At 55.1% G+C, this 20445-nt stretch carries 20 protein-coding genes; 14 read left to right on the plus strand and 6 right to left on the minus strand.

Annotated elements, in window-relative coordinates:
• Positions 1-148: 148 nt before the first annotated feature.
• The gene (metC, locus tag ACG1VR_RS02945) at positions 149-1336 is read right to left on the minus strand and encodes a cystathionine beta-lyase (protein WP_395490176.1); all 1188 of its coding nucleotides are present in this window, start codon (positions 1334-1336) and stop codon (positions 149-151) included.
• A 256-nt stretch (positions 1337-1592) separates the two neighbouring features.
• Here metC and exbB point away from each other — a divergent pair, with 256 nt between their 5' ends.
• Positions 1593-2327, plus strand: coding sequence for a tol-pal system-associated acyl-CoA thioesterase (gene exbB / locus ACG1VR_RS02950; RefSeq protein ID WP_216376721.1), 735 nt, complete (start codon positions 1593-1595; stop codon positions 2325-2327).
• Positions 2328-2333: 6 nt separating this feature from the next.
• Positions 2334-2759 carry a TonB system transport protein ExbD gene (gene exbD / locus ACG1VR_RS02955; protein ID WP_016538207.1) on the plus strand — a complete coding sequence of 142 codons (426 nt, stop codon included), beginning with the start codon at positions 2334-2336 and terminating at the stop codon, positions 2757-2759.
• A gap of 39 nt (positions 2760-2798) precedes the next feature.
• Here exbD and ACG1VR_RS02960 read toward each other — a convergent pair whose 3' ends face one another.
• Positions 2799-3182, minus strand: coding sequence for a cytoplasmic protein (locus tag ACG1VR_RS02960; protein WP_395490177.1), 384 nt, complete (start codon positions 3180-3182; stop codon positions 2799-2801).
• A 4-nt stretch (positions 3183-3186) separates the two neighbouring features.
• The gene (locus ACG1VR_RS02965) at positions 3187-3588 is read right to left on the minus strand and encodes a hypothetical protein (RefSeq protein ID WP_395490178.1); all 402 of its coding nucleotides are present in this window, start codon (positions 3586-3588) and stop codon (positions 3187-3189) included.
• Positions 3589-3682: 94 nt separating this feature from the next.
• On the opposite strand from ACG1VR_RS02965, the gene ACG1VR_RS02970 reads away from it, so the two are divergent.
• On the plus strand, positions 3683-4186 hold the full coding sequence (locus ACG1VR_RS02970; RefSeq protein WP_172568981.1) for an ESA_00282 family adhesion-associated protein: 504 nt from the start codon (positions 3683-3685) through the stop codon (positions 4184-4186).
• A gap of 102 nt (positions 4187-4288) precedes the next feature.
• Positions 4289-4786, plus strand: coding sequence for a TIGR00645 family protein (locus tag ACG1VR_RS02975; protein WP_016538203.1), 498 nt, complete (start codon positions 4289-4291; stop codon positions 4784-4786).
• Positions 4787-4913: 127 nt separating this feature from the next.
• Here ACG1VR_RS02975 and ACG1VR_RS02980 read toward each other — a convergent pair whose 3' ends face one another.
• Complete coding sequence (locus ACG1VR_RS02980; RefSeq protein WP_039899431.1) at positions 4914-5765, minus strand: MurR/RpiR family transcriptional regulator; 852 nt, start codon at positions 5763-5765, stop codon at positions 4914-4916.
• A gap of 248 nt (positions 5766-6013) precedes the next feature.
• Here ACG1VR_RS02980 and ACG1VR_RS02985 point away from each other — a divergent pair, with 248 nt between their 5' ends.
• The 10 genes from ACG1VR_RS02985 to iolB all read left to right on the plus strand — a co-directional run bounded on the left by ACG1VR_RS02985 (position 6014) and on the right by iolB (position 19162).
• Positions 6014-7519, plus strand: coding sequence for a CoA-acylating methylmalonate-semialdehyde dehydrogenase (locus tag ACG1VR_RS02985; protein ID WP_395490179.1), 1506 nt, complete (start codon positions 6014-6016; stop codon positions 7517-7519).
• Positions 7520-7530: 11 nt separating this feature from the next.
• Positions 7531-9459 carry a 3D-(3,5/4)-trihydroxycyclohexane-1,2-dione acylhydrolase (decyclizing) gene (iolD, locus tag ACG1VR_RS02990; RefSeq protein ID WP_395490180.1) on the plus strand — a complete coding sequence of 643 codons (1929 nt, stop codon included), beginning with the start codon at positions 7531-7533 and terminating at the stop codon, positions 9457-9459.
• 316 nt (positions 9460-9775) lie between these two features.
• On the plus strand, positions 9776-10762 hold the full coding sequence (gene iolG / locus ACG1VR_RS02995) for an inositol 2-dehydrogenase (RefSeq protein ID WP_395490181.1): 987 nt from the start codon (positions 9776-9778) through the stop codon (positions 10760-10762).
• 35 nt (positions 10763-10797) lie between these two features.
• The gene (locus ACG1VR_RS03000; protein ID WP_227318110.1) at positions 10798-11727 is read left to right on the plus strand and encodes a sugar ABC transporter substrate-binding protein; all 930 of its coding nucleotides are present in this window, start codon (positions 10798-10800) and stop codon (positions 11725-11727) included.
• Positions 11728-11774: 47 nt separating this feature from the next.
• On the plus strand, positions 11775-13322 hold the full coding sequence (locus tag ACG1VR_RS03005) for a sugar ABC transporter ATP-binding protein (protein WP_016538196.1): 1548 nt from the start codon (positions 11775-11777) through the stop codon (positions 13320-13322).
• Between the two features lie 11 nt (positions 13323-13333).
• Positions 13334-14362 (plus strand): ABC transporter permease, encoded by a 1029-nt coding sequence (locus ACG1VR_RS03010; protein WP_172568986.1) that lies wholly within the window; start codon positions 13334-13336, stop codon positions 14360-14362.
• Between the two features lie 14 nt (positions 14363-14376).
• Positions 14377-15510 carry a Gfo/Idh/MocA family protein gene (locus tag ACG1VR_RS03015; protein ID WP_016538194.1) on the plus strand — a complete coding sequence of 378 codons (1134 nt, stop codon included), beginning with the start codon at positions 14377-14379 and terminating at the stop codon, positions 15508-15510.
• A gap of 39 nt (positions 15511-15549) precedes the next feature.
• Positions 15550-17433, plus strand: a complete 1884-nt coding sequence (gene iolC / locus ACG1VR_RS03020) for a 5-dehydro-2-deoxygluconokinase (protein ID WP_395491048.1) — start codon at positions 15550-15552, stop codon at positions 17431-17433.
• 10 nt (positions 17434-17443) lie between these two features.
• Positions 17444-18334 (plus strand): myo-inosose-2 dehydratase, encoded by an 891-nt coding sequence (gene iolE, locus ACG1VR_RS03025; RefSeq protein ID WP_395490182.1) that lies wholly within the window; start codon positions 17444-17446, stop codon positions 18332-18334.
• Between the two features lie 9 nt (positions 18335-18343).
• Entirely contained in the window at positions 18344-19162 is an 819-nt protein-coding gene (gene iolB / locus ACG1VR_RS03030) for a 5-deoxy-glucuronate isomerase (RefSeq protein WP_395490183.1), read from the plus strand.
• 84 nt (positions 19163-19246) lie between these two features.
• Here iolB and ACG1VR_RS03035 read toward each other — a convergent pair whose 3' ends face one another.
• Both ACG1VR_RS03035 and ACG1VR_RS03040 read right to left on the minus strand, forming a co-directional pair.
• Complete coding sequence (locus tag ACG1VR_RS03035) at positions 19247-19972, minus strand: trypsin-like serine peptidase (RefSeq protein WP_395491049.1); 726 nt, start codon at positions 19970-19972, stop codon at positions 19247-19249.
• 7 nt (positions 19973-19979) lie between these two features.
• Positions 19980-20174: a hypothetical protein gene (locus tag ACG1VR_RS03040; protein ID WP_395490184.1), complete on the minus strand. Its 195-nt coding sequence runs from the start codon at positions 20172-20174 to the stop codon at positions 19980-19982.
• Between the last annotated feature and the right edge of the window lie 271 nt (positions 20175-20445).

Consider the following 20445-nt stretch of genomic DNA (forward strand, 5'->3'; position numbering starts at 1 on the left):
GCTTGCCTGAGTATTGCACCCGCAACTTAGGCTCACCTTAATTTCTACACATTGTACCGCTAAAATGCCTGCGACACCTTGATCCCAGGCTCAACAAAACGCCGATGATGGCAAAAAAATGCTCCACGTTGGCCGCAGGGCGGAAAAATCAGGCTATACGCTGGAAACCTGCCGCCAGATCGGCAATCAAGTCGTCCACGTTTTCGAGCCCAATATGGAGGCGAACCAGGGTGCCGCTGAAGTCTACTCCGCCTGCGGGGCGGATCTCCGCCAGCTCATCGGGCTGATTAGCGAGAATAAGCGATTCATAGCCGCCCCAGGAATAGGCCATGCTGAAATAGTCGAAGTGATTGAGATACTGTTCATACTCAGCGTCGCTCAGCCGTTTTTTCAGCACAAACGAAAACAGGCCGCTGCTGCCCGTAAAGTCTCGTTTCCAGTATTCATGTCCTTTACTGCCCGGAAGCGCCGGGTGGTTCACTCTTTCTACCTGAGGATGCTGCGCCAGCCATTCGGCGACTTTCAGGCTGCCTTCATGGTGCTGGCGCAGGCGAACGCCCAACGTGCGTATTCCCCGGCTGGTCATATAGGCGGTATCTGCATCCACCATTTGCCCCATCAGATAGGCGTTTTCGCGAAGCTGGTCCCAACATCGGGCGTTTGACACGGCGGTGCCGACCATCGCATCGGAGTGGCCGATTAAATATTTCGTGCCCGCCTGAATAGAGATATCGATACCAAAGTCGAGGGCTTTGAACAGCACGCCTGCGGCCCAGGTGTTGTCGATCATAATAATGGCTTCGGGCGCAACACGTCTGACGGCCTGGACAATCGCCGGGATATCGTAGACTTCCATGGTGATAGAGCCGGGGGACTCAAGAAACACGATTTTGGTGTTGGGCTGAACGAGGCTCGCAATAGCCGGGCCAATTTCCGGATCAAACCAGGTGGTTGAGACGCCGAGCTTAGAGAGGATTTTGCTACAGAAATCCTGGGTGGGTTCATACGCCGTGCCGGTGACCAGAATGTGATCGCCCTGTTCAACAAAGGCCAGAATGGTGTTGGCGACGGCGGCGGCTCCGCACGGGAACAGCGCGCATCCGGCACCTCCCTCAAGTTCGCACATCGCTTCCTGTAGAGAAAAATGGGTCAACGTACCCCGGCGGCCATAAAACAGCTCGCCTTTCGCGCGGTTGGCGGTGGCCTGTTTTTTGGCCTCAACGCTCTCAAAGACCAGAGAAGAAGCGCGTTGAATAACGCTGTTAACCGAACCCTGGGTAAATTTCTTGCTGCGCCCGGCGTTCACCAGCGCCGTTTCGATGTGCTTTTTCGCCATTTTTTATACCCCGTTTAACCATCTGGATGTCTGGACGTAAATTAACACAGAATGGGCAAAGGGCATCATGGCGTTTTTTCAGGTTGGCTAAAAAAGTCATCATTTCGCCAACCGGCCGCTTTTCCTGCGTAAGCTCAAGGAATGACTCAACAAATTCGGGCACTCTGCAAATACTAATGAGAACGACTATCAATTCGATAGTTTTTTGATATATTAGTCTCAGTTTTGACATTTATTTCTCGCTGGAGCGTAAGACGTGACGAGTAACCTGATGCAGACGGATCTGTCCGTTTGGGGCATGTACAACCATGCTGACATCGTAGTTAAGATAGTGATGATTGGCCTGATTCTGGCCTCCGTTGTCACCTGGGCAATCTTCTTTAGCAAAAGCGTGGAGCTGATTACCCAAAAACGTCGCCTCAAGCGCGAACAACAGCAGCTGGCTAACGTCCGCTCTCTTAACGAAGCGAGTAGCGCGGCGGAAGCTTTCGACAGCAAAAGCCTCAGCACTCTGTTAATCAATGAAGCGCAGAATGAGCTGGAACTCTCCGCCGGCGTTGAAGATAACGAAGGCATTAAAGATCGTACCGGCTTCCGTCTTGAACGCCGCGTTGCGGCCGTCGGGCGCCATATGGGGCGCGGGAACGGCTTCCTGGCGACCATCGGTGCGATTTCCCCGTTTGTCGGCCTGTTCGGCACCGTTTGGGGCATCATGAACAGCTTTATCGGTATTGCCCAGTCACAAACTACCAACCTGGCTGTTGTTGCGCCGGGGATCGCAGAAGCGCTTTTGGCAACGGCAGTTGGCCTGGTAGCCGCTATTCCGGCGGTTGTTATCTATAACATCTTCGCCCGTATGATAGGCAGCTACAAAGCTACGCTAAGCGACGTTGCGGCGCAGGTTCTGCTGCTGCAAAGCCGTGACCTCGATCTGGACGGCAACGCACAGCCTCGTCCGGTGCGTAACGCCCAGCAACTGCGTGTAGGTTAATGCCCCATGGCAATGCGTCTAAACGAAAATCTCGACGACAATGGTGAAATGCACGAAATTAACGTCACGCCGTTTATCGACGTAATGTTAGTTCTGCTGATCATCTTTATGGTGGCAGCGCCGCTGGCAACGGTGGATGTGAAGGTTAACCTTCCGGCTTCAAGCAGCCAGCCGCAGCCGCGCCCGGAAAAACCGGTTTACCTGTCGGTTAAGGCAGACCATTCGATGTTTATCGGTAACGATCAGGTAAGCAAAGAGTCGATGGTTAACGCGCTGATAGCCGCAACGGAAGGCAAGAAAGACACCACTATTTTCTTCCGTGCGGATAAAACCGTGGACTACGAAACGCTGATGGACGTAATGGATACGCTGCACCAGGCGGGGTATCTGAAGATTGGTCTGGTAGGCCAGGAAGTCACGAAGGCGAAGTAACAGTAGCGTCCCTCTCCCTGCCGGGGAGAGGGTTTTAATCTACAGCGTCGAGCTTTTCCACGTCTTCTCAGCTAAACCCCGGGTAATAGAAAGCGTCTCGGTTTCCTGCTCTTTCAGGCGCTGGTAATGGCCCTCCAGCCGCTTCAGGATCTGTTCTTTAAGCCTGGGTTGGCCGCTAAGAATCTCTTCCAGCACCGCGCCGTACACCTCTTCTTTAACCCGCCACGGGTAAATCTCACGACGATTCATCCATTTAAGGTCAACCAGCGCCGAAGTAATATCCGTTACCTTTTGTGTATTACGGGTAATATTTTCATTCTTAAGGCGTACCAGTATTGCCATATTTTTACTTAACGTAAATTGATGGTCTTTATTCTCGTCGGCGTTGATTAATACCGGCTGATTTTTATCAGGTTGTGCCATGACATTAATCCTCAATGGAATAGCATAACGGCCAGGGTTTTTCCTGGGTCATTTGATTAACCCAAATTTCCTGTTGCTTACCGTTAACCAGCGCTGTTTTATCTTCAATGAGCATCTGTAAATCGGCGGCGCTAAAAAGCTCTTTTTCTACCAGTTCTTCCATCAGGGCGTGCAGCGCCTCAATCCTTACCGCACAGAGTAAGCGTTCTTTTATATGGCGATCGGTTTCTTCAAGCAGGCGGTTCTTAGCCTGCCCGGCGTAATGGCTGCCGCTAAGGATGGTTTTTTCCAGCGTTAAAATCTTATCCTGAACGACTTGCGGCGTGTTACTATTTTCTGATTCTGCAGGGAGCGTTGACGGTGCAACGACAGGATAGCGCCGTGGTAAGAAGTGTTCAGGCAGCATCGCATGCGATCCTTTGATATCGGGTTCAATATTCAGGTTCAGAGATGCGCGGTATGATGCCTCAAATCTAAAATAAAAAAAACAGGAGTTTCTTATGCACAGCATATTTTATTCTATTGTCACAATTTTGATTTTGTTATGCGCGGTGCTGGTAATGCGCAAGGAATTTAGTTCGCCTGATAATAAAAAGAAAAATGGCTCCGGGAAAATAGAGCCAGTGTCCAGTAGCGAAGAGCGTGAGGATTATTTTGGCATGTTGATGTCAAAAATTACCCCCAGCTATTACTGGCGTATTAATAGTGAGTATATAGATTTCACGCATGCCACTATTAAAAAGATGCGCATCGAAGAACTGACTTCACAGCCAATTTTATTTAGTGCTCAACGCCGCTGCAGCGATTTAAACTCGGCGGTGTACAAATATTATGACAATATCAAAAAGCGCTGCGCCGAAGGCGAAGAGGTGCCGCTGACGGATATCGAAGTGCTTAACCTGCGTCAGTGCTTTAATGAGTTCAGCCGCGAAGCTTACCCTGAGCTGGTAGCGCTGGTTTGGCCGCAGTATCAGCGCCCGGAGATAGACCTCGCGAGCATTTAAGGCTTTGGCACGGCAAGGTGGGGCGGGCACAACGTTAGCCTCACTATTGTTAACCTGAATTCGCTATACTGGCGCTCTTTTTGGATTTCCAGACAGGACATTATGGAACGTTTTATTGAGAATGCGATGTACGCCTCGCGCTGGCTGTTGGCCCCGGTTTACTTCGGTTTGTCGCTGGCGCTGCTTGCCCTGACGATTAAGTTTTTCCAGGAGATTATTCACGTTATCCCGAATATCTTCTCGATTGCGGAAGCCGATTTAATTCTGACGCTGCTCTCGCTGGTGGATATGGCGCTGGTCGGCGGCCTGCTGGTGATGGTGATGTTTTCGGGCTATGAGAATTTTGTCTCCACGCTGGATATCTCGGAAGGGAAAGAGAAGCTTAACTGGCTGGGGAAAATGGACTCCGGCTCGCTGAAGAATAAAGTGGCGGCGTCGATTGTTGCTATCTCTTCCATCCATTTGCTGCGCATTTTTATGGACGCCAAAAACGTGCCGGACAATAAGCTGATGTGGTACGTGATTATCCACCTGACGTTTGTGCTGTCGGCATTTGTCATGGGCTATCTCGACAAGCTTTCCCGCAGCGCCAAATACTAGTTTTAATGCCCCTGCGATTACCTGGCAGGGGCCATCCACTCTCCAGAGCTCCACGCCAGCATCGCGCCATAGCATCCAGCAGGCCGCTTTGGCCACAGGATTGTGGCGACGTTCGGCAATCTGAAAATCAGGCTTCCGGCGAAAGCGAGCCCTGTGAAGCGCCCTGGTAATAGGCCAGCGCCACCATCAGCGACTGCACCAGGCAAAGGGTTGCGGACTGGGAGCGGAAGGCGTCCACCTGGGCTTCCTTTACCACAAAGCACAGGTCGCTAAAGGTGGCGAACGGGCTTATCTGGCTGTCGGTAATCACTATCTGGCTCGCGCCAGCCCTGGCGGCAATTTCGCTGACCATCAGCGTCTCTTCGGCATACGGTGAGAAGCTAATCGACACGACAATGTCTTTTGCCTTCACGCGGTTGACCTGTTCACGCAGCATGCCGCCCAGTCCGTCGAGCAGGACTGCACGGCATTCAAGGTGGCTAAGGGCATAAGTCAGGTAGGCCGCCACGCTGAACGAGCGGCGCAGGCCGACAACGTAAATGGTGTCGGCTCCGGCTAGCAGTTCAACCGCACGCTGTAACATTTCTGGCTCGGTTCGGGCGGCCAGCTGCTGTAGCGCCTGAGCGTTCGAGCGGGCGAATTCCTGCAAAATATCCAGCGGCGTCTCCGGCACCGTTTCACTCCCCAGTTCACGGAACAGGCGCGCCCGGTCGGTGTAGCTTGCCGTCTCTTCCACCAGGTTCATGCGGAACAGCTGTTTCATTTCATTGAAGCCGCTGAAATCAAAGGCATTGGCAAAGCGGATAAGCGTAGAAGGCGGTACTTCAGCCCTTTCTGCAATGGTCGCCACGGTATCGAAAGCCACGCTGTTGGTATTATCCAGCACGTAGCGGGAAACCTGCTGAAGCCTTTTACTCAGGCTTTCATAGCGGTCGCGGATCTGCTGCTGAAGCTCGCTCAGGGTATTCGCCGTGGTCAATTTGCCTTCCTCAAAAATGTTTATTGAAACGTATTTAAGCGCAGTCACGCGCAAAATGAAACAGATGCACCGGCGGCTGTCGGGCCTGAAAATCTTCCGTTCACCACGTCTGTGTATATCGGCAGCGAGTTAACATAAAAACGGAGTGTTGATCACAATAATCAATATTTGTTTTATTTCAACTTAAAATGGAATATTTGTTTCATATACAGTGTTCAGGTGATCAACATAACAGCGAGAGGGTAGAGATGGAGACGGTAGCGAATTTTATTCACGGTGAAAGCGTTACGGGCGAAGGCCAGCGCGTTCAGGCGATCTTCAACCCGGCGACCGGCGCGCAGATTCGTCAGGTGGCGATGAGCACCGCCAGGCAGACGGAGCAGGCTATTGCCGCTGCCCAGCAGGCGTTCCCCGGCTGGGCGAGACAGTCTCCACTGAAGCGCGCTCGCGTCATGTTTCGCTTTAAAAGCCTGCTTGAGCAACATATGGACAGCCTGGCGCGACTCATCAGCGAAGAGCACGGCAAAGTTTATTCAGACGCGGTGGGCGAGCTAACGCGCGGCCTTGAAGTGGTCGAATTTGCCTGCGGCATTCCCCATCTGCAAAAAGGCGAGCACTCGGCAAACGTAGGCACCGGCGTTGACAGCAACTCCCTGATGCAGCCGCTCGGCGTGTGCGCCGGGATAACCCCGTTTAACTTCCCTGCGATGGTGCCGATGTGGATGTTCCCGATTGCGCTGGCAACCGGAAACACCTTCGTGCTCAAGCCTTCAGAAAAAGATCCTTCGCTGGCGGTGCGGCTGGCGCAGTTGCTGAAAGAGGCCGGGCTACCGGACGGTGTGTTTAACGTTGTGCAGGGCGATAAAGTAGCGGTAGACGTACTGTTAACCGACCCGAGAGTGCAGGCGGTCAGCTTTGTTGGCTCAACGCCCATTGCGGAATATATCTACCAGACAGCCTCGGCACACGGTAAGCGCTGCCAGGCGCTGGGCGGGGCCAAAAATCACTGTATTTTAATGCCGGATGCGGACATGGATATGGCTACCAGCGCGATTATGGGGGCGGCCTATGGCGCCGCCGGTGAACGCTGCATGGCGCTCTCCGTAGTGGTAGCCGTCGGGGATGAAACCGCAGATGAGCTTTGCTCGCGCCTTGAGCAACAGATTGCCACTCTGCGGGTCGGACCGGGCCTGGGGCAGGAGCCTGAAAACGAAATGGGGCCGCTGATTTCCGCACCGCACCGCGCTAAAGTTCTCGGCTACATTGATAGCGGTGAGGAGCAGGGGGCAACGCTGCGCGTTGACGGCCGCGGCCTGAAGCTGGCGGGTAACGAAGGCGGTTACTTCGTTGGTCCTACGCTTTTCGATAACGTCACGCCTGAAATGACCATCTATAAAGAAGAGATCTTTGGCCCGGTGCTTTGCGTGGTGCGGGCGAAAGATTATCACAGCGCGCTGGGGCTGATTAACAAACACGAATACGGCAACGGTACGGCGATTTTCACCCGCGATGGCGGCACCGCAAGGCGTTTCTGCGAAGAAGTTCAGGCCGGTATGGTGGGCGTTAATGTGCCGATCCCGGTACCGATGGCGTTCCACAGTTTTGGCGGCTGGAAGCGTTCAATCTTCGGGCCTCTGAACGTTCACGGCAGCGACGGCGTGCGCTTCTATACGCGTATGAAAACCATCACCGCTCGCTGGCCGGAAAGCAGCCAGCAGCAGGGTTCCGCATTCTCGATGCCAACGCTTGGCTGACAGGAGGAAAGATGACAACACAACGCATGACCATGGCGCAGGCGCTGGTCAGGTTCTTAAACCAGCAATACGTTGAAATCGATGGCGAAGAGCAGCCCTTTATCGAAGGCGTGTTGACCATTTTTGGGCACGGCAACGTGCTCGGTATTGGCCAGGCGCTTGAGGAAGAGCCCGGCCACCTCAGGGTGCACCAGGGCTGCAATGAGCAGGGCATGGCCCACATTGCTACCGGATTTGCCAAACAGCACCGGCGCCAGCGTATTTATGCCGTGACTTCGTCCGTAGGGCCCGGGGCGGCAAATATGGTCACTGCGGCGGCAACGGCAACCGCGAACCGCATTCCGCTGTTGCTGTTGCCGGGGGATATTTACGCCAGCCGCCAGCCGGACCCGGTGCTGCAACAAATTGAGCAGTATCATGATCTTAGTATCAGTACCAACGACTGCTTCCGGCCCGTTTCACGCTACTGGGACCGTATTAACCGCCCGGAACAGCTGATGAGCGCGATGTTAAGCGCTATGCGAGTGCTTACTAACCCCGCTAATACCGGCGCGGTTACAATTTGCCTCCCGCAGGATGTTCAGGGTGAAGCGTGGGATTATCCGCAGAGCTTCTTTGAAAGACGTATTCACCATATTGAGCGACGCCCGCCGGATGAATACCGCCTGCATACCGCGCTGGAGCTAATAGCCAGCAAGCGCAGGCCGCTGGTGATTTGCGGCGGGGGGGTTCGCTACTCCGGCGCGCATCGGGCGTTTCAGGAATTTGTTGAAAGCGCAGGATTCCCTTTTGCCGAAACCCAGGCGGGTAAAGGCGCAATTGTAAGTGAACACTTACTTAACCTTGGCGGCCTTGGCGTAACCGGCGGGCTTGCCGCTAACCGGCTGGCTCCCGAGGCGGATTTAATCATCGGAGTGGGGACAAGGCTGACAGATTTCACCACCGGTTCAAAGTCGCTATTTGCCCCGGATGCGGAATTTCTGCTGCTCAACGTCGCCGAGTTTGATGCGCTGAAGCTGGACGCCACGCCTCTGCTGGCCGATGCTCGTGTCGGGCTTGAACGCTTAACGGCGGGCCTGCGTGAAGCGGGCTACCGCTCGGCCTGGCGGGGTGAAGTTGAGAAGGCGAAAGCAGAATGGAACGATGAGTGCCAGCGGCTATGGTCGCGCAGCTGGCGGCCCGGCGAAGCCCCCGAAGTGGCCGGGCATCTCGATGCTGAGTTGCAGGAATACAGTGAAGCTCTGGGGACTTCATTAACGCAGACCCGCGTACTTGGGTTAATCAATCAGCATATTGAAGACGATGCTATCGTGGTGGGCGCGGCAGGCTCGCTTCCCGGTGACCTTCAGCGGCTCTGGCAGGTAAAAACGCCGGACAGCTATCATCTGGAATATGGTTATTCCTGCATGGGTTATGAGGTTGCCGCTGCCGTTGGCGCAAGGCTTGCCAGGCCGGAGCAGCCGGTTTATGCGATGGTGGGCGATGGATCTTATCTGATGCTGCATTCCGAGCTGCAAACGGCGGTGCAGGAGGGGATTAAAATTACCATTCTGCTGTTTGATAACGCCGGTTTCGGCTGCATCAACAACCTGCAAATGGGGCATGGAATGGGTAGTTTTGGCACCGAAAATCGCCATCGCTGTGCGAAAAGCGGGAGGCTGGACGGCCCGCTGGTGAGAGTGAACTTTGCCCAAAATGCCGAAAGCTACGGCTGCAAAGCCTGGCGAGTCAACGACGAGTTTGAACTGTTGGCCGCTCTGGAAGCCTCCCGGCACCACCCTGGCCCGACGCTGTTGGACATCAAAGTGCTGCCAAAAACCATGACTCATGATTACGAAGCCTGGTGGCGTACCGGCGATGCGCAAATAGCGCGTTCTGATTCGATAACTGAGGCGGCAGGCCAGACCCTGGAGCAGCTGAAACACGCCAGGCAGTATTAATCCCCCCCATTCCGCCAGAAATTCTGGCGGAATATTCATTTCATTAACCCTTCCTCTATAAGGGACTTCCCCTGGCGTATGCGCTCTCACTCGCAGATCCCCACACTGGCGCTGTTCTTATTCGCAAAATGTTGTGATTTTGATAGCAAAACACAGCCGATAAATAACCAAAATGTTAACCTCTGCGCAAAAATGAAACTTTCACTCTGCATTGAAATGAAATAAATGTTTTATTTAGGGCGTCGTTATCCAGCTGCAAACGGAGCCGGGGGACCCGGCGCATAACCCAACAGCTATGCCAATATCGGGAGTTGCTATGTTTAACATTGCTTTACTCGGAGCGGGCCGAATCGGCCAGATCCATGCCGCGAATATTGCTGCCCACACGCATTCCACCCTCTGGTCGGTTGTCGATCCTAATGAAGAGAACGCCTCACGTATTGCCGGCAAGTATCAGACTCGTCGGCAAAGCGTGGATGAGGCCATGGCCGACCCGGAAGTTCATGCGGTGCTGATTGCTTCAGCCACCGACACCCACGCAGACCTGATTGAACTGGCGGCAAAAAACGGCAAAGCCATTTTCTGTGAGAAACCCGTTCACCTTGATCTCGCCCGCGTGCGTGACTGCCTGAAAGTGGTGAAGGAGCATAACGTTCCTTTGTTCATCGGCTTTAACCGCCGATTTGATCCGCAGTTCCGCAAGGTCAAAAACGAAGTTATTCAGGGGCGCATCGGCAAGCCGGAATCGCTGCTGATTATTTCGCGCGATCCTTCTCCGCCGCCCGCTGAATATGTTCGTGTTTCCGGCGGCATGTTCCGGGATATGACCATCCACGACTTTGATATGGCGCGCTTCATCATGGGTGAAGAACCTGTGTCTATCTACGCCCAGGGCAGTAACCTGGTGGACCCTGCTATCGGCGCGGCTGGCGATATCGACACCGCCTTTATCGTTCTGAAATACGCCTCCGGCGCGCTGGCCACCATCGTTAACAGTCGCCGCTCGGCCTATGGCTACGATCAGCGTCTTGAGCTGCATGGCGTGAACGGCCTGCTCACGGCGGGGAATATCCTGGAAAACCAGGTGCAGCATTTTAGCGCCAGCGGCTGCAACAGCGCGCTGCCGGAACACTTCTTCCTCCAGCGCTACAAAGATGCCTACGCCGCCGAGTGGCAGCATTTTGTTGCGGTACTGCGCGGTGAGGCCAAACCCGAGTGCAGCGGCGATGACGGTGAACGCGCCCTGTACCTGGCCGATAAGGCGCTGGAGTCTCTGCGTAGCCAGCGCGAAGTTGCTTTGTAAGCTCCGAAGACCCTACACACATAAGAGAGAGAATAATGAAAAAGCTCATCCTCGCCGCCCTCATCGCCCTGACCACCACTTCGGCATTGGCCGAAAACGAGCAGATTGTTTTTAGTACCCCGAACCTGGCAATGCCGTTTGAGGTTCATATGCAGCGTACTGCGGTCAAAGCCGCCCAGGATATGGGCGTGAAATTGCAGGTGCTGGACAGCCAGGGCAGCTCGCCGAAGCAGGTGGCTGACCTGGAAAACGCCATTACCCGCGGCGCACAGGGATTTATTGTTTCGCCTAACGACGTTAATGCGGTGTCCAGCGCGGTAGGAGAAATCCAGGACGCGAAGCTGCCGGTAGTCACGCTAGACCGCTCGGTTGTCAGCGATAAAAAAGTTCCGCACTTCGGGGCGAACAACTACAAAGGCGGCCAGGCGGTGGCGGACTTTGTGAAATCCAAATTCCCCAACGGAGCGGAGATTATCCTGCTTACCGGCCAGCCTGGCTCCTCTTCCAACATCGAACGTACTAAAGGGATACGCGACGGCCTGAAAGCGGGCGGTGATAAATACAAGATAGTTGCCGATCAAACGGGTAACTGGATGCGTTCCGAAGGGATGCGCATTGTTGAAAGCGTGCTGCCTTCTCTGCCGAAAAAACCTCAGGTGATCCTCTCGGCTAACGACGATATGGCGCTGGGGGCTATCGAAGCGCTGAAGGGGCAGGGAATGAAGCCGGGCGAAGTCATGGTTACCGGCTTTGACGCCGTACCGGAAGCGCTGGCGCGAGTGCGTGATGGCTGGCTGGCGGCAACGGCCGATCAGCGCCCGGGTTTTGCGGTGAAAACGGCGATGAGCCAGCTGGTGGCCAATATCCGCGAGAAAAAGGAGATCACCGGGGCGGACTACGCGCCGACCATGATCACCAAAGATAACCTCGATCAAGCAGAGCGTATCGGCGAAGCCGGTCAATAAGCCTGACCGCGCCCGCCGTCCGGCGGGCGCTACAGAGGAGCAGTCTGATGTCGCAACCCTTATTAAAAGTGACCGACCTGGCGAAAAGTTTCTCCGGCGTGTGGGCGTTGACCAGCGCCCAGCTCACCGTCGGGCAAGGCGAAATTCATGCCCTGCTCGGGGAGAACGGCGCGGGAAAATCCACGCTGCTAAAAGCGCTGGCCGGAGCGCAGCCGCAAACTCGCGGTGAAATCTGGTTTAACGGGGAAGCGCTTGCTCTGGAGGATTCGCCGGTAGAGCGCCAGAACAAGGGCATTATTACCATTTACCAGGAGTTTAACCTGCTGCCCAACATGACGGTGGCGGAAAACATGTTCCTTGGCCGGGAACCGCGCCGCCGCAACCTCATTGTTGATAGCAAAGCGGTAAACCAGGAAGCGCAGGTCATTCTGGACTATTTGCAGCTCAACGTTGCGCCCACTACCGCCGTTGCCCGTCTTAGCGTGGCGCAGCAGCAGATGGTGGAGATTGCCCGGGCGCTGACGCTTAACGCCAAACTCATCATTATGGATGAGCCTTCTGCTGCACTTAGCGACAGTGAAGTTGAAAGCCTGCATCGCGTGGTTCGTGAACTCAAAGGGCGCGGGGTCAGTATTATCTACGTGACCCACCGCCTGCATGAAGTGTTCCAGCTGTGCGACCGCTTTACGGTGTTTCAGGATGGGCGCTTCACCGGCAGCGGCGAGGTTGCCGGAACCAACGTCGAGCAGATCATTCGCCTGATGGTTGGCCGCGACGTGGTGTTTAACCGCCGTGATTCCAGCCTTACCCACCATGAAGATAAGCCCGTTCGCCTGTCCGTGAAGGGGTTAAGCCGGGAGAAGCCGCCGCTCGACCCGCACGGCATCGCGCTGAAAGATATCAGCTTCCGTGTTCACGCCGGGGAAGTGCTTGGCATTGCGGGCCTGGTGGGGGCGGGAAGAACGGAAGTGGCCCGCTGCCTGTTTGGGGCGGACAAATTTACCACCGGCAGCTTTGAGCTGGACGGCAAGCCCTACCAGCCGCAAAACCCAATGCATGCCTTAGACCAGGGCATCGCTCTGGTACCGGAAGATCGAAAAAAGGAGGGCGCGGTGCTGGGGCTGTCTATCCGCGACAACCTGACGCTTTCCAGCCTGTCATCGCTGCTGACGTGGCGCTATTTCGTTAGCCCGCGCAAGGAAGATGCGCTGATTGAGGCTTACCGCCAGGCGCTGCAAATCAAGATGGTTAACGCCGAACAGGAAGTGCGAAAGCTCTCGGGCGGCAACCAGCAAAAGGTCATTCTGGCACGCTGCATGGCGCTTAACCCCAGGGTGCTTATTGTCGATGAACCCACGCGCGGCATCGATGTAGGAACTAAATCGGAAGTTCATCAGGTGCTTTTCGACATGGCTAAGCAGGGCGTGGCGGTGATCGTTATCTCTTCCGATCTGCCGGAAATTCTGGCGGTATCCGACCGGATAATCACCCTGAGCGAAGGGCGTATAACCGGCGAACTGCACGGCGACGACGCCAACGAAGAACGGCTGATGACCATGATGGCCATCAACCATAGCGCCTTAAGTGCCGCATAACGGGGGAGCCCATGACGCAAATAATTTCCAAATCCGAGACCCCAGCGAAGAAGGCTTCACGCTTCGATCCAATTGCTTTCTTCGAACGCTTCGGGGTGCTGATCTTTATGTTCCTGCTGCTGATCTTCTTCCAGTCGCAGAACAGTAACTTCCTGACTGAACGTAATATTTTCAACATCCTTACCGAAGTTTCTATCTACGGGATCATCGCGGTTGGCATGACTTTTGTGATCCTGACTGCGGGGATCGACCTGTCCGTTGGCTCTATCCTGGCCGTCTGCGCGATGACCGCGGCTTATGTTATCAAAGGTGACAACTTTACCACCGTCGATCCCAACGCATGGGGCGGCTTTAGCTGGCTGCTGGGGCTTGGGATCTGCCTGGCGCTGGGCACGGTTATCGGCTTCCTTCACGGCCTGGGCGTAACCCGCCTGCGCCTGCCTCCCTTTATTGTCACCCTCGGCGGCATGACCATCTGGCGCGGCCTGACGCTGGTCATCAACGACGGCGCGCCGATTGCGGGCTTCGACCCAGGCTACCGCTGGTGGGGACGCGGCGAAATGCTGGGGATCTCAATCCCAATCTGGATCTTCGCCATTGTTGCCGTTCTGGGTTATCTGGCGCTGCATAAAACCCGCTGGGGGCGCTTTGTGTACGCCATCGGCGGCAACCCGGAGGCCGCTCGCCTGGCCGGGGTCAATGTTAAGCGTGTGCTGGTCAGCGTATATGTCCTGATTGGCTGCCTTGCCGGGCTGGCGGGCTTTGTACTCAGCGCCCGTTTGGGCAGCGCTGAGGCGGTGGCCGGGATCTCCTTTGAGCTACGAGTAATCGCCTCGGTTGTTATCGGCGGAACCTCATTGATGGGCGGATACGGGCGGATCAGCGGCACCATTATCGGCGCGATCATCATGGGTATCCTGATCAATGGCCTGGTGCTGATGAACGTTTCTGCTTACTACCAGCAGATTATTACCGGGCTGATCATCGTGCTGGCGGTAGCGTTTGATACTTACGCCAAGAACCGTCGCGGCGCGCTTTGAGGAAGGGTCAATATATGAAACAGGTCAGAATTGGGTTAATCGGCACAGGCTACATCGGTAAAGCCCACGCCATCGCCTATGCCCAGGCGCCGACGGTATTTGATTTACAGGGCGAGCTGGTACGCGAAATGGTGGCTGAAGTGACGCCCGAGCTGGCGGCAAAACGCGCCGCGGCATTTGGTTTTAACCGCTCTACCGGCGACTGGCGCGAGCTGGTAGCTGACCCAAATATCGACGTGGTGGACATCTGTTCACCGAACCATCTGCATAAAGAGATGGCGCTGGAGGCTATCCGCCACGGCAAACACGTCTATTCGGAAAAGCCGCTGGCGCTCAATGCCCGTGACGCAAGGCTGATGGTGGATGCTGCGGATCTCGCTGGGGTAAAAACGCTGGTGGGCTTCAACTATATGAAGAACCCGACCGCGCAGCTGGCAAAGCAGATAATCGAGCGCGGCGAAATAGGCGAAGTCATCCACTTTTACGGGACGCATAACGAAGATTACATGGCCGATCCGCTTTCGCCGATCCACTGGCACTGTTTTAAAGAGACCGCGGGTCTCGGGGCGCTTGGGGATCTGGCCGCGCATATTGTCAATATGGCGCAATACCTGGTCGGCGATATTCGTGAGGTGTGCGGCGACCTGAAGATTGTTGTGCCGCAGCGCCCGGCTTCTGCGGGCAGTAGCGAAATGATCGCCGTCGAAAACGAAGATCAGGCCCATGCCCTGGTGCGGTTTGAGGGCGGTGCGCAGGGCGTTATCGAGACTTCACGCGTGGCAAGCGGCCGAAAAATGGGGCTGACGTGGACGATAACCGGCACCAAAGGCGCGATTAGCTTTACCCAGGAGCGCATGGCGGAGCTAAAGCTCTATCTGCAAAGCGATCCTGAAGGTCGGCAGGGCTTTCGTACTCTGCTGACCGGCCCGGCTCACCCGGATTACGGATCGTTCTGCATGGGGGCCGGGCACGGCATCGGCTTTAACGATCAAAAAGCCGTTGAAGTGCGTGACCTGATCGACGGCATTGCTGCCGGTAAGCCGCTGTGGCCAGATTTTGAAGAGGGCTGGAAAGTCTCGCGCATCCTCGATGCTATCGCCCTGTCTCACCGCCAGGGTCGCTGGGTAAACGTATCTGACATTGTTTGAGGACGAAGCATGAAACAAAAGCAGTTGGATCTGATTTGCATGGGGCGGGTCGCGGTAGATCTCTACAGCCAGCAAATAGGCGCGCGGCTGGAGGATGCCAGCAGCTTTGCTCGCTATCTTGGCGGCTCCTCCGGAAATGTGGCATACGGCACGGCGCGGCAGGGGCTTAAATCGTCAATGCTGGCGCGCGTTGGCGACGAGCACATGGGGCGTTTTTTACGCGAGGAACTTAGCCAGGTCGGCTGCGATACCAGCCACTTGATTACCGACAGCGAACGGCTGACGGCGCTGGTACTCCTTGGGATTAAAGACAGGGATACCTTCCCGCTGATTTTTTACCGCGACAACTGCGCGGATATGGCGATTACCGCCGACGACTTCAGTGAGGACTACATTGCATCTTCCCGCAGCCTGGCTATCACCGGCACGCACCTTTCCAACCCGCGCACCCGTGAGGCAGTTCTGACCGCATTGAATTATGCGCGGCGAAACGATGTGCGCACTGTGCTGGATATAGATTACCGCCCGGTGCTTTGGGGGCTGACTTCTCTGGGGGACGGCGAGACGCGCTTTGTCGCCGCTGAGCAGGTCACGCAGCAGTTACAGTCAGTGCTTCATCTGTTTGACGTTATCGTCGGCACGGAAGAAGAATTCCACATCGCTGGCGGCTCAACCGACACGCTGGCCGCTCTGAAAAATGTACGCGGGACCACTGAGGCAACGCTGGTTTGCAAGCGCGGGGCGCAAGGTTGCTCGGTGTTTATCGGCACTATCCCCGCCTCGCTGGACGGCGGCATCAACGTCAGCGGCGTGCGCGTGGAAGTACTCAACGTACTGGGCGCGGGGGACGCATTTATGTCCGGGCTGCTGCGCGGCTATCTCAATGACGAAGGCTGGGAGCAGGCCTGCCGCTACGCCAATGCCTGCGGGGCGCTGGTGGTTTCGCGCCACGGCTGCGCGCCCGCAATGCCGAGCAAAATAGAGCTGGATGATTATCTGGCGCGTGAGCACCAGGTTCCACGCCCCGATCTTGATGCTCGCCTGAACCACCTTCACCGCGTAACAACCCGCCGTCGCCAGTGGCCTGAACTCTGCGTCATGGCTTTTGACCACCGCAGCCAGCTTGAAGAGATGGCGCTCAAAAGCGGGGCCGACCTGCGGCGCATTCCGGTTCTCAAGCAGCTTATTTTGCAGGCCAGCCGCGAGGCCGCCGGGCTTGCAGAGCTGGAAGGGAAAGCCGGGCTGCTGTGTGACGGTACCTTTGGCCAGGACGCGCTTAACTCGATTACCGGAGAAGGCTGGTGGATTGGCAGGCCGATAGAGCTGCCAGGCTCCCGTCCGCTGGAGATGGAGCACGGCAACATCGGCTCTCAGCTCATCAGCTGGCCGCAGGAACACATCGTCAAGTGCCTGGTGTTTTTCCACCCGGAAGACGCCCATGCCCTGCGGCTTGAACAGGAACAGAAAATTGCCGAGGTCTATCGCGCCTGCTGTCAGTCCGGCCATGAGCTGCTGCTGGAGGTGATTCTGCCTGCCGATATGCCGCGCAGCGACGAGCTGTACCTGCGGGCCATTTCGCGTTTTTACAATCTCGGCATTTACCCGGACTGGTGGAAACTCCCGCCGCTTTCCAGCGATGGCTGGGCGGCGCTGAGCAGGCTGGTAGAACAGCGCGACCCGCACTGCCGTGGCGTAGTGATCCTCGGTCTGGATGCCCCGGTGGAGGTGCTGAGTGAAGGCTTTAATGCCGCCGCTGGCTACCCAATAGTTAAAGGCTTCGCGGTTGGGCGCACGCTGTTCGGCGAAGCGTCTCAGGCCTGGTTAAAACGAGATATCGACGATGCGCAGCTGGTGGCTCGCATCCGGGACAATTACCTGCGGCTGATCGCCCTGTGGCGCGAGCGCGGACTGAATCAACATTAAGGAGAGCATCATGACCGTGCATTTAGGCATTAACCCGCTGACCTGGACCAACGACGATCTTCCTTCTTTGGGGGCCGATACGCCGCTGGAAACCTGTCTCAGCGAGGGAAAAGAAGCGGGGTTTGAAGGTTTTGAACTGGGAAATAAATTCCCACGCGAGGCCGGTATTCTGGGGCCGATTCTCCGCAAGCATGATTTAAAACTGGTCTCTGGCTGGTATTCAGGCCGCCTGCTAGAACGCTCTGTTGAACAGGAAATAGAGGCCGTGCAGCCGCACTTAACGCTGCTGCGTGAGCTGGGCGCGAAGGTGCTGGTATTTGCTGAAGTTTCTCATTGTATTCACGGCGAGCAGCAAACGCCTGTTCACCTGCGCCCGCGTTTCCCGGCTGAGCGCTGGGGAGAGTACGGCGAGAAGCTCACCGAATTTGCTCGCTATACGCAGCAGCAGGGCGTGCAGATTGCCTACCACCACCATATGGGAACGGTGATTGAAAGCGCCGAGGACGTGGATAATCTAATGCTTCATACCGGCCCGGAAGTTGGGCTGCTGCTGGATACCGGCCATTTGACCTTTGCCGGAGCCGACCCGCTTGCCGTGGCCGAGCGCTGGCTCTCCCGCATTAACCATGTGCACTGCAAAGACGTGCGCGCGGCGGTGCTGGCAGATGTGAAAAACCGTAAAACCAGCTTCCTCGACGCGGTGCTGAGCGGCGTATTTACCGTACCTGGCGACGGCAGCGTTAACTACCCACCGATTATGGCTCTGCTGAAAAAACAGGGTTATCAGGGCTGGCTGGTGGTTGAGGCCGAGCAGGATCCTGCTGTTGCACATCCGCTCACTTACGCGCGCCTTGGCTACAATAATTTGAGCCAGCTGGCACGCCATGCCGGGCTGATTTAAGGAGGGGAAATGTCCAGATTACTTTCTCGCGGGCAACTGCCGGGCCCTAAAGGGCAAACTCAGCGGATTACGCCTGAAAGCGCGGGATGGGGCTACGTCGGTTTTGAAGTCTACCAGCTACGCGAGGGTCAGCGGCTGGACCTGCCTGCGGTAGAAGAAGAGCGCTGTCTGGTGCTGGTTGCGGGGCACGCCACTATCGATACGCCGCTTGCTCGTTTCCCCGAAATTGGTGACCGCATGAGTCCTTTTGAGCGCCGTAAGCCCTGGGCGGTTTACGTGACATCCGGCGAGGCGATTAAGGTTGAGGCGCTTACGCATCTTGAGCTGGCGGTGTGCTCGGCGCCGGGTAAAGGGACTTACTCCACGCGGCTTATCGCCCCGCAGGACATTGACGCCGAAGCCCGCGGCAAAGGCCATAATCAGCGTTATGTGCATAACATTCTGCCGGAAGATAAACCGGCAGACAGCCTGCTTGTGGTGGAGGTTTACACCAATGAAGGCTGCACCAGCTCGTACCCAAGCCACAAGCACGATACCGATAATCCGCCAAATGAAACGTATCTCGAAGAAACTTATTATCATCGCCTGAACCCACCGCAGGGCTTCTGCATGCAGCGTGTATACACTGACGACCGCACGCTCGACGAATGTATGGCCGTGTACGACAAAGATGTAGTAATGGTGCCCAAAGGTTACCACCCTGTTGCTACTATGGCCGGGTACGACAGTTATTACCTCAACGTAATGGCCGGGCCGGTGCGCAAGTGGATGTTTAGCTGGGAGAAAGATCACGCCTGGGTGAACAGCGACGCGTATGGGGAAAGGTAGAATGTGTTGGGCGTGATGTCTGTCTGCACTGTGTTTAGTAAAAAGCATGCCGGGCTACCGGCATGCTTTTATCTTTCATTCTGTCTATTTTTTGATTCCCAGTTTTGTAGCCTGGGATGCGACCTCATCATAAAGTGACTCAAATTTGTGGTCATAATAAGGACCGTAGTCGGTGTTGGGATCGTCATGTTTATGTGATGCGTTATTACCGATGGCAAAGCTTCCATCTTCTTTATCTACTATCCATGCGCCGCCGCTGGCGCCTGACTCATAAGGGTTATCGGACATTGCCGCAACCCCATCCTCTACACCAGCGTTATGCCCCTTAACTTTCTGCAAAATTTTACCATCTGAGTAGTTTGATGGATAACCTATGGCATACAAATGGTCATGTTTAAAACCTATTTCCGCCCCTATCCAGCTAGTCAGAGTTTCGGTCTCGGTTATAATAAAACCGTAATCGACTTTTCTGTTTGTGTCTTCTCCTTCACCTACGACCCAGGAGTCACGAGTGGCTGCTGAGATACCATAAATAATGCCTTTTTCTTTGCCTTTGCGGTAGCCCTGGTGGAATTTAAAGTTGGTATAATACTCCCCTGTTTCTTTATTCCTGATGCAGTGGGCTGCCGTCAATAGAACATTTGGGGCAACAAATTGCGCAGAGCAACGATGCTCACCGCCATCACCTTCAGTAAAATAGAGTACCCCGGCAGTGTTAAAAGGGTACTCATCGACGTCAGCTTCTGATGGAACACCTGTTTTTGCTGGTGTCCGGGCGGCGTTTTTGGATGGGCCAGGTTTTGCTATTATTTTAGGGCTAACTAGCTGAGTTTTTTTCCTTTTTCATTTTATCTATTTCTTGCTCTGTAATTTCTGGTGCTTCCATAGGTGTTGCTTTTTTTAATCGCTCTTCAGTCCAGTACTCTTTTGTTTTGGCGAGGTCATCTTTAGAGAAAGATATAATGCTATTGCCGTTTTTATTGATGATATTTTTTTGAACGGCCTCGGCCAACTAAAACTCAATAATTAGTTATCTTAATATATGCTGTAGAAAATAACTCTGAGTGGTTTTTTTAAGTTGTATGAAATATTCTTTGATGAATGAATTGAATATTGGGAAATATATCTCGCGTGTAGATTATGGCCGCGTTTGCTGCCGTTCAGTTTAAACGAAGCGGCACTGCACAAAGCCTGGGATGCAGGTGTATGATAAAGCTTCCTCTGTCAGGTTAATTTCAACGTGCAGACGACAATTATCGTTACCTTTGCCGCCTGCCTGTTAT

The sequence above is a fragment of the Cedecea davisae genome (assembly GCF_044095835.1).
GTDB classification, from domain to species: Bacteria; Pseudomonadota; Gammaproteobacteria; order Enterobacterales; family Enterobacteriaceae; genus Cedecea; species Cedecea davisae.

Coding starts and splice junctions, on each gene's coding strand:
- exbD (WP_016538207.1), top strand. CDS start 2,334: ATGGCAATGCGTCTAAACGAAAATCTCGACGACAATGGTGAAATGCAC.
- ACG1VR_RS03010 (WP_172568986.1), top strand. CDS start 13,334: ATGACGCAAATAATTTCCAAATCCGAGACCCCAGCGAAGAAGGCTTCA.
- iolG (WP_395490181.1), top strand. CDS start 9,776: ATGTTTAACATTGCTTTACTCGGAGCGGGCCGAATCGGCCAGATCCAT.
- ACG1VR_RS02975 (WP_016538203.1), top strand. CDS start 4,289: ATGGAACGTTTTATTGAGAATGCGATGTACGCCTCGCGCTGGCTGTTG.
- iolD (WP_395490180.1), top strand. CDS start 7,531: ATGACAACACAACGCATGACCATGGCGCAGGCGCTGGTCAGGTTCTTA.
- iolE (WP_395490182.1), top strand. CDS start 17,444: ATGACCGTGCATTTAGGCATTAACCCGCTGACCTGGACCAACGACGAT.
- ACG1VR_RS02970 (WP_172568981.1), top strand. CDS start 3,683: ATGCACAGCATATTTTATTCTATTGTCACAATTTTGATTTTGTTATGC.
- ACG1VR_RS02960 (WP_395490177.1), bottom strand. CDS start 3,182: ATGGCACAACCTGATAAAAATCAGCCGGTATTAATCAACGCCGACGAG.
- metC (WP_395490176.1), bottom strand. CDS start 1,336: ATGGCGAAAAAGCACATCGAAACGGCGCTGGTGAACGCCGGGCGCAGC.
- ACG1VR_RS03005 (WP_016538196.1), top strand. CDS start 11,775: ATGTCGCAACCCTTATTAAAAGTGACCGACCTGGCGAAAAGTTTCTCC.
- ACG1VR_RS03015 (WP_016538194.1), top strand. CDS start 14,377: ATGAAACAGGTCAGAATTGGGTTAATCGGCACAGGCTACATCGGTAAA.
- ACG1VR_RS02985 (WP_395490179.1), top strand. CDS start 6,014: ATGGAGACGGTAGCGAATTTTATTCACGGTGAAAGCGTTACGGGCGAA.
- ACG1VR_RS03000 (WP_227318110.1), top strand. CDS start 10,798: ATGAAAAAGCTCATCCTCGCCGCCCTCATCGCCCTGACCACCACTTCG.
- iolC (WP_395491048.1), top strand. CDS start 15,550: ATGGGGCGGGTCGCGGTAGATCTCTACAGCCAGCAAATAGGCGCGCGG.
- iolB (WP_395490183.1), top strand. CDS start 18,344: ATGTCCAGATTACTTTCTCGCGGGCAACTGCCGGGCCCTAAAGGGCAA.
- ACG1VR_RS02965 (WP_395490178.1), bottom strand. CDS start 3,588: ATGCTGCCTGAACACTTCTTACCACGGCGCTATCCTGTCGTTGCACCG.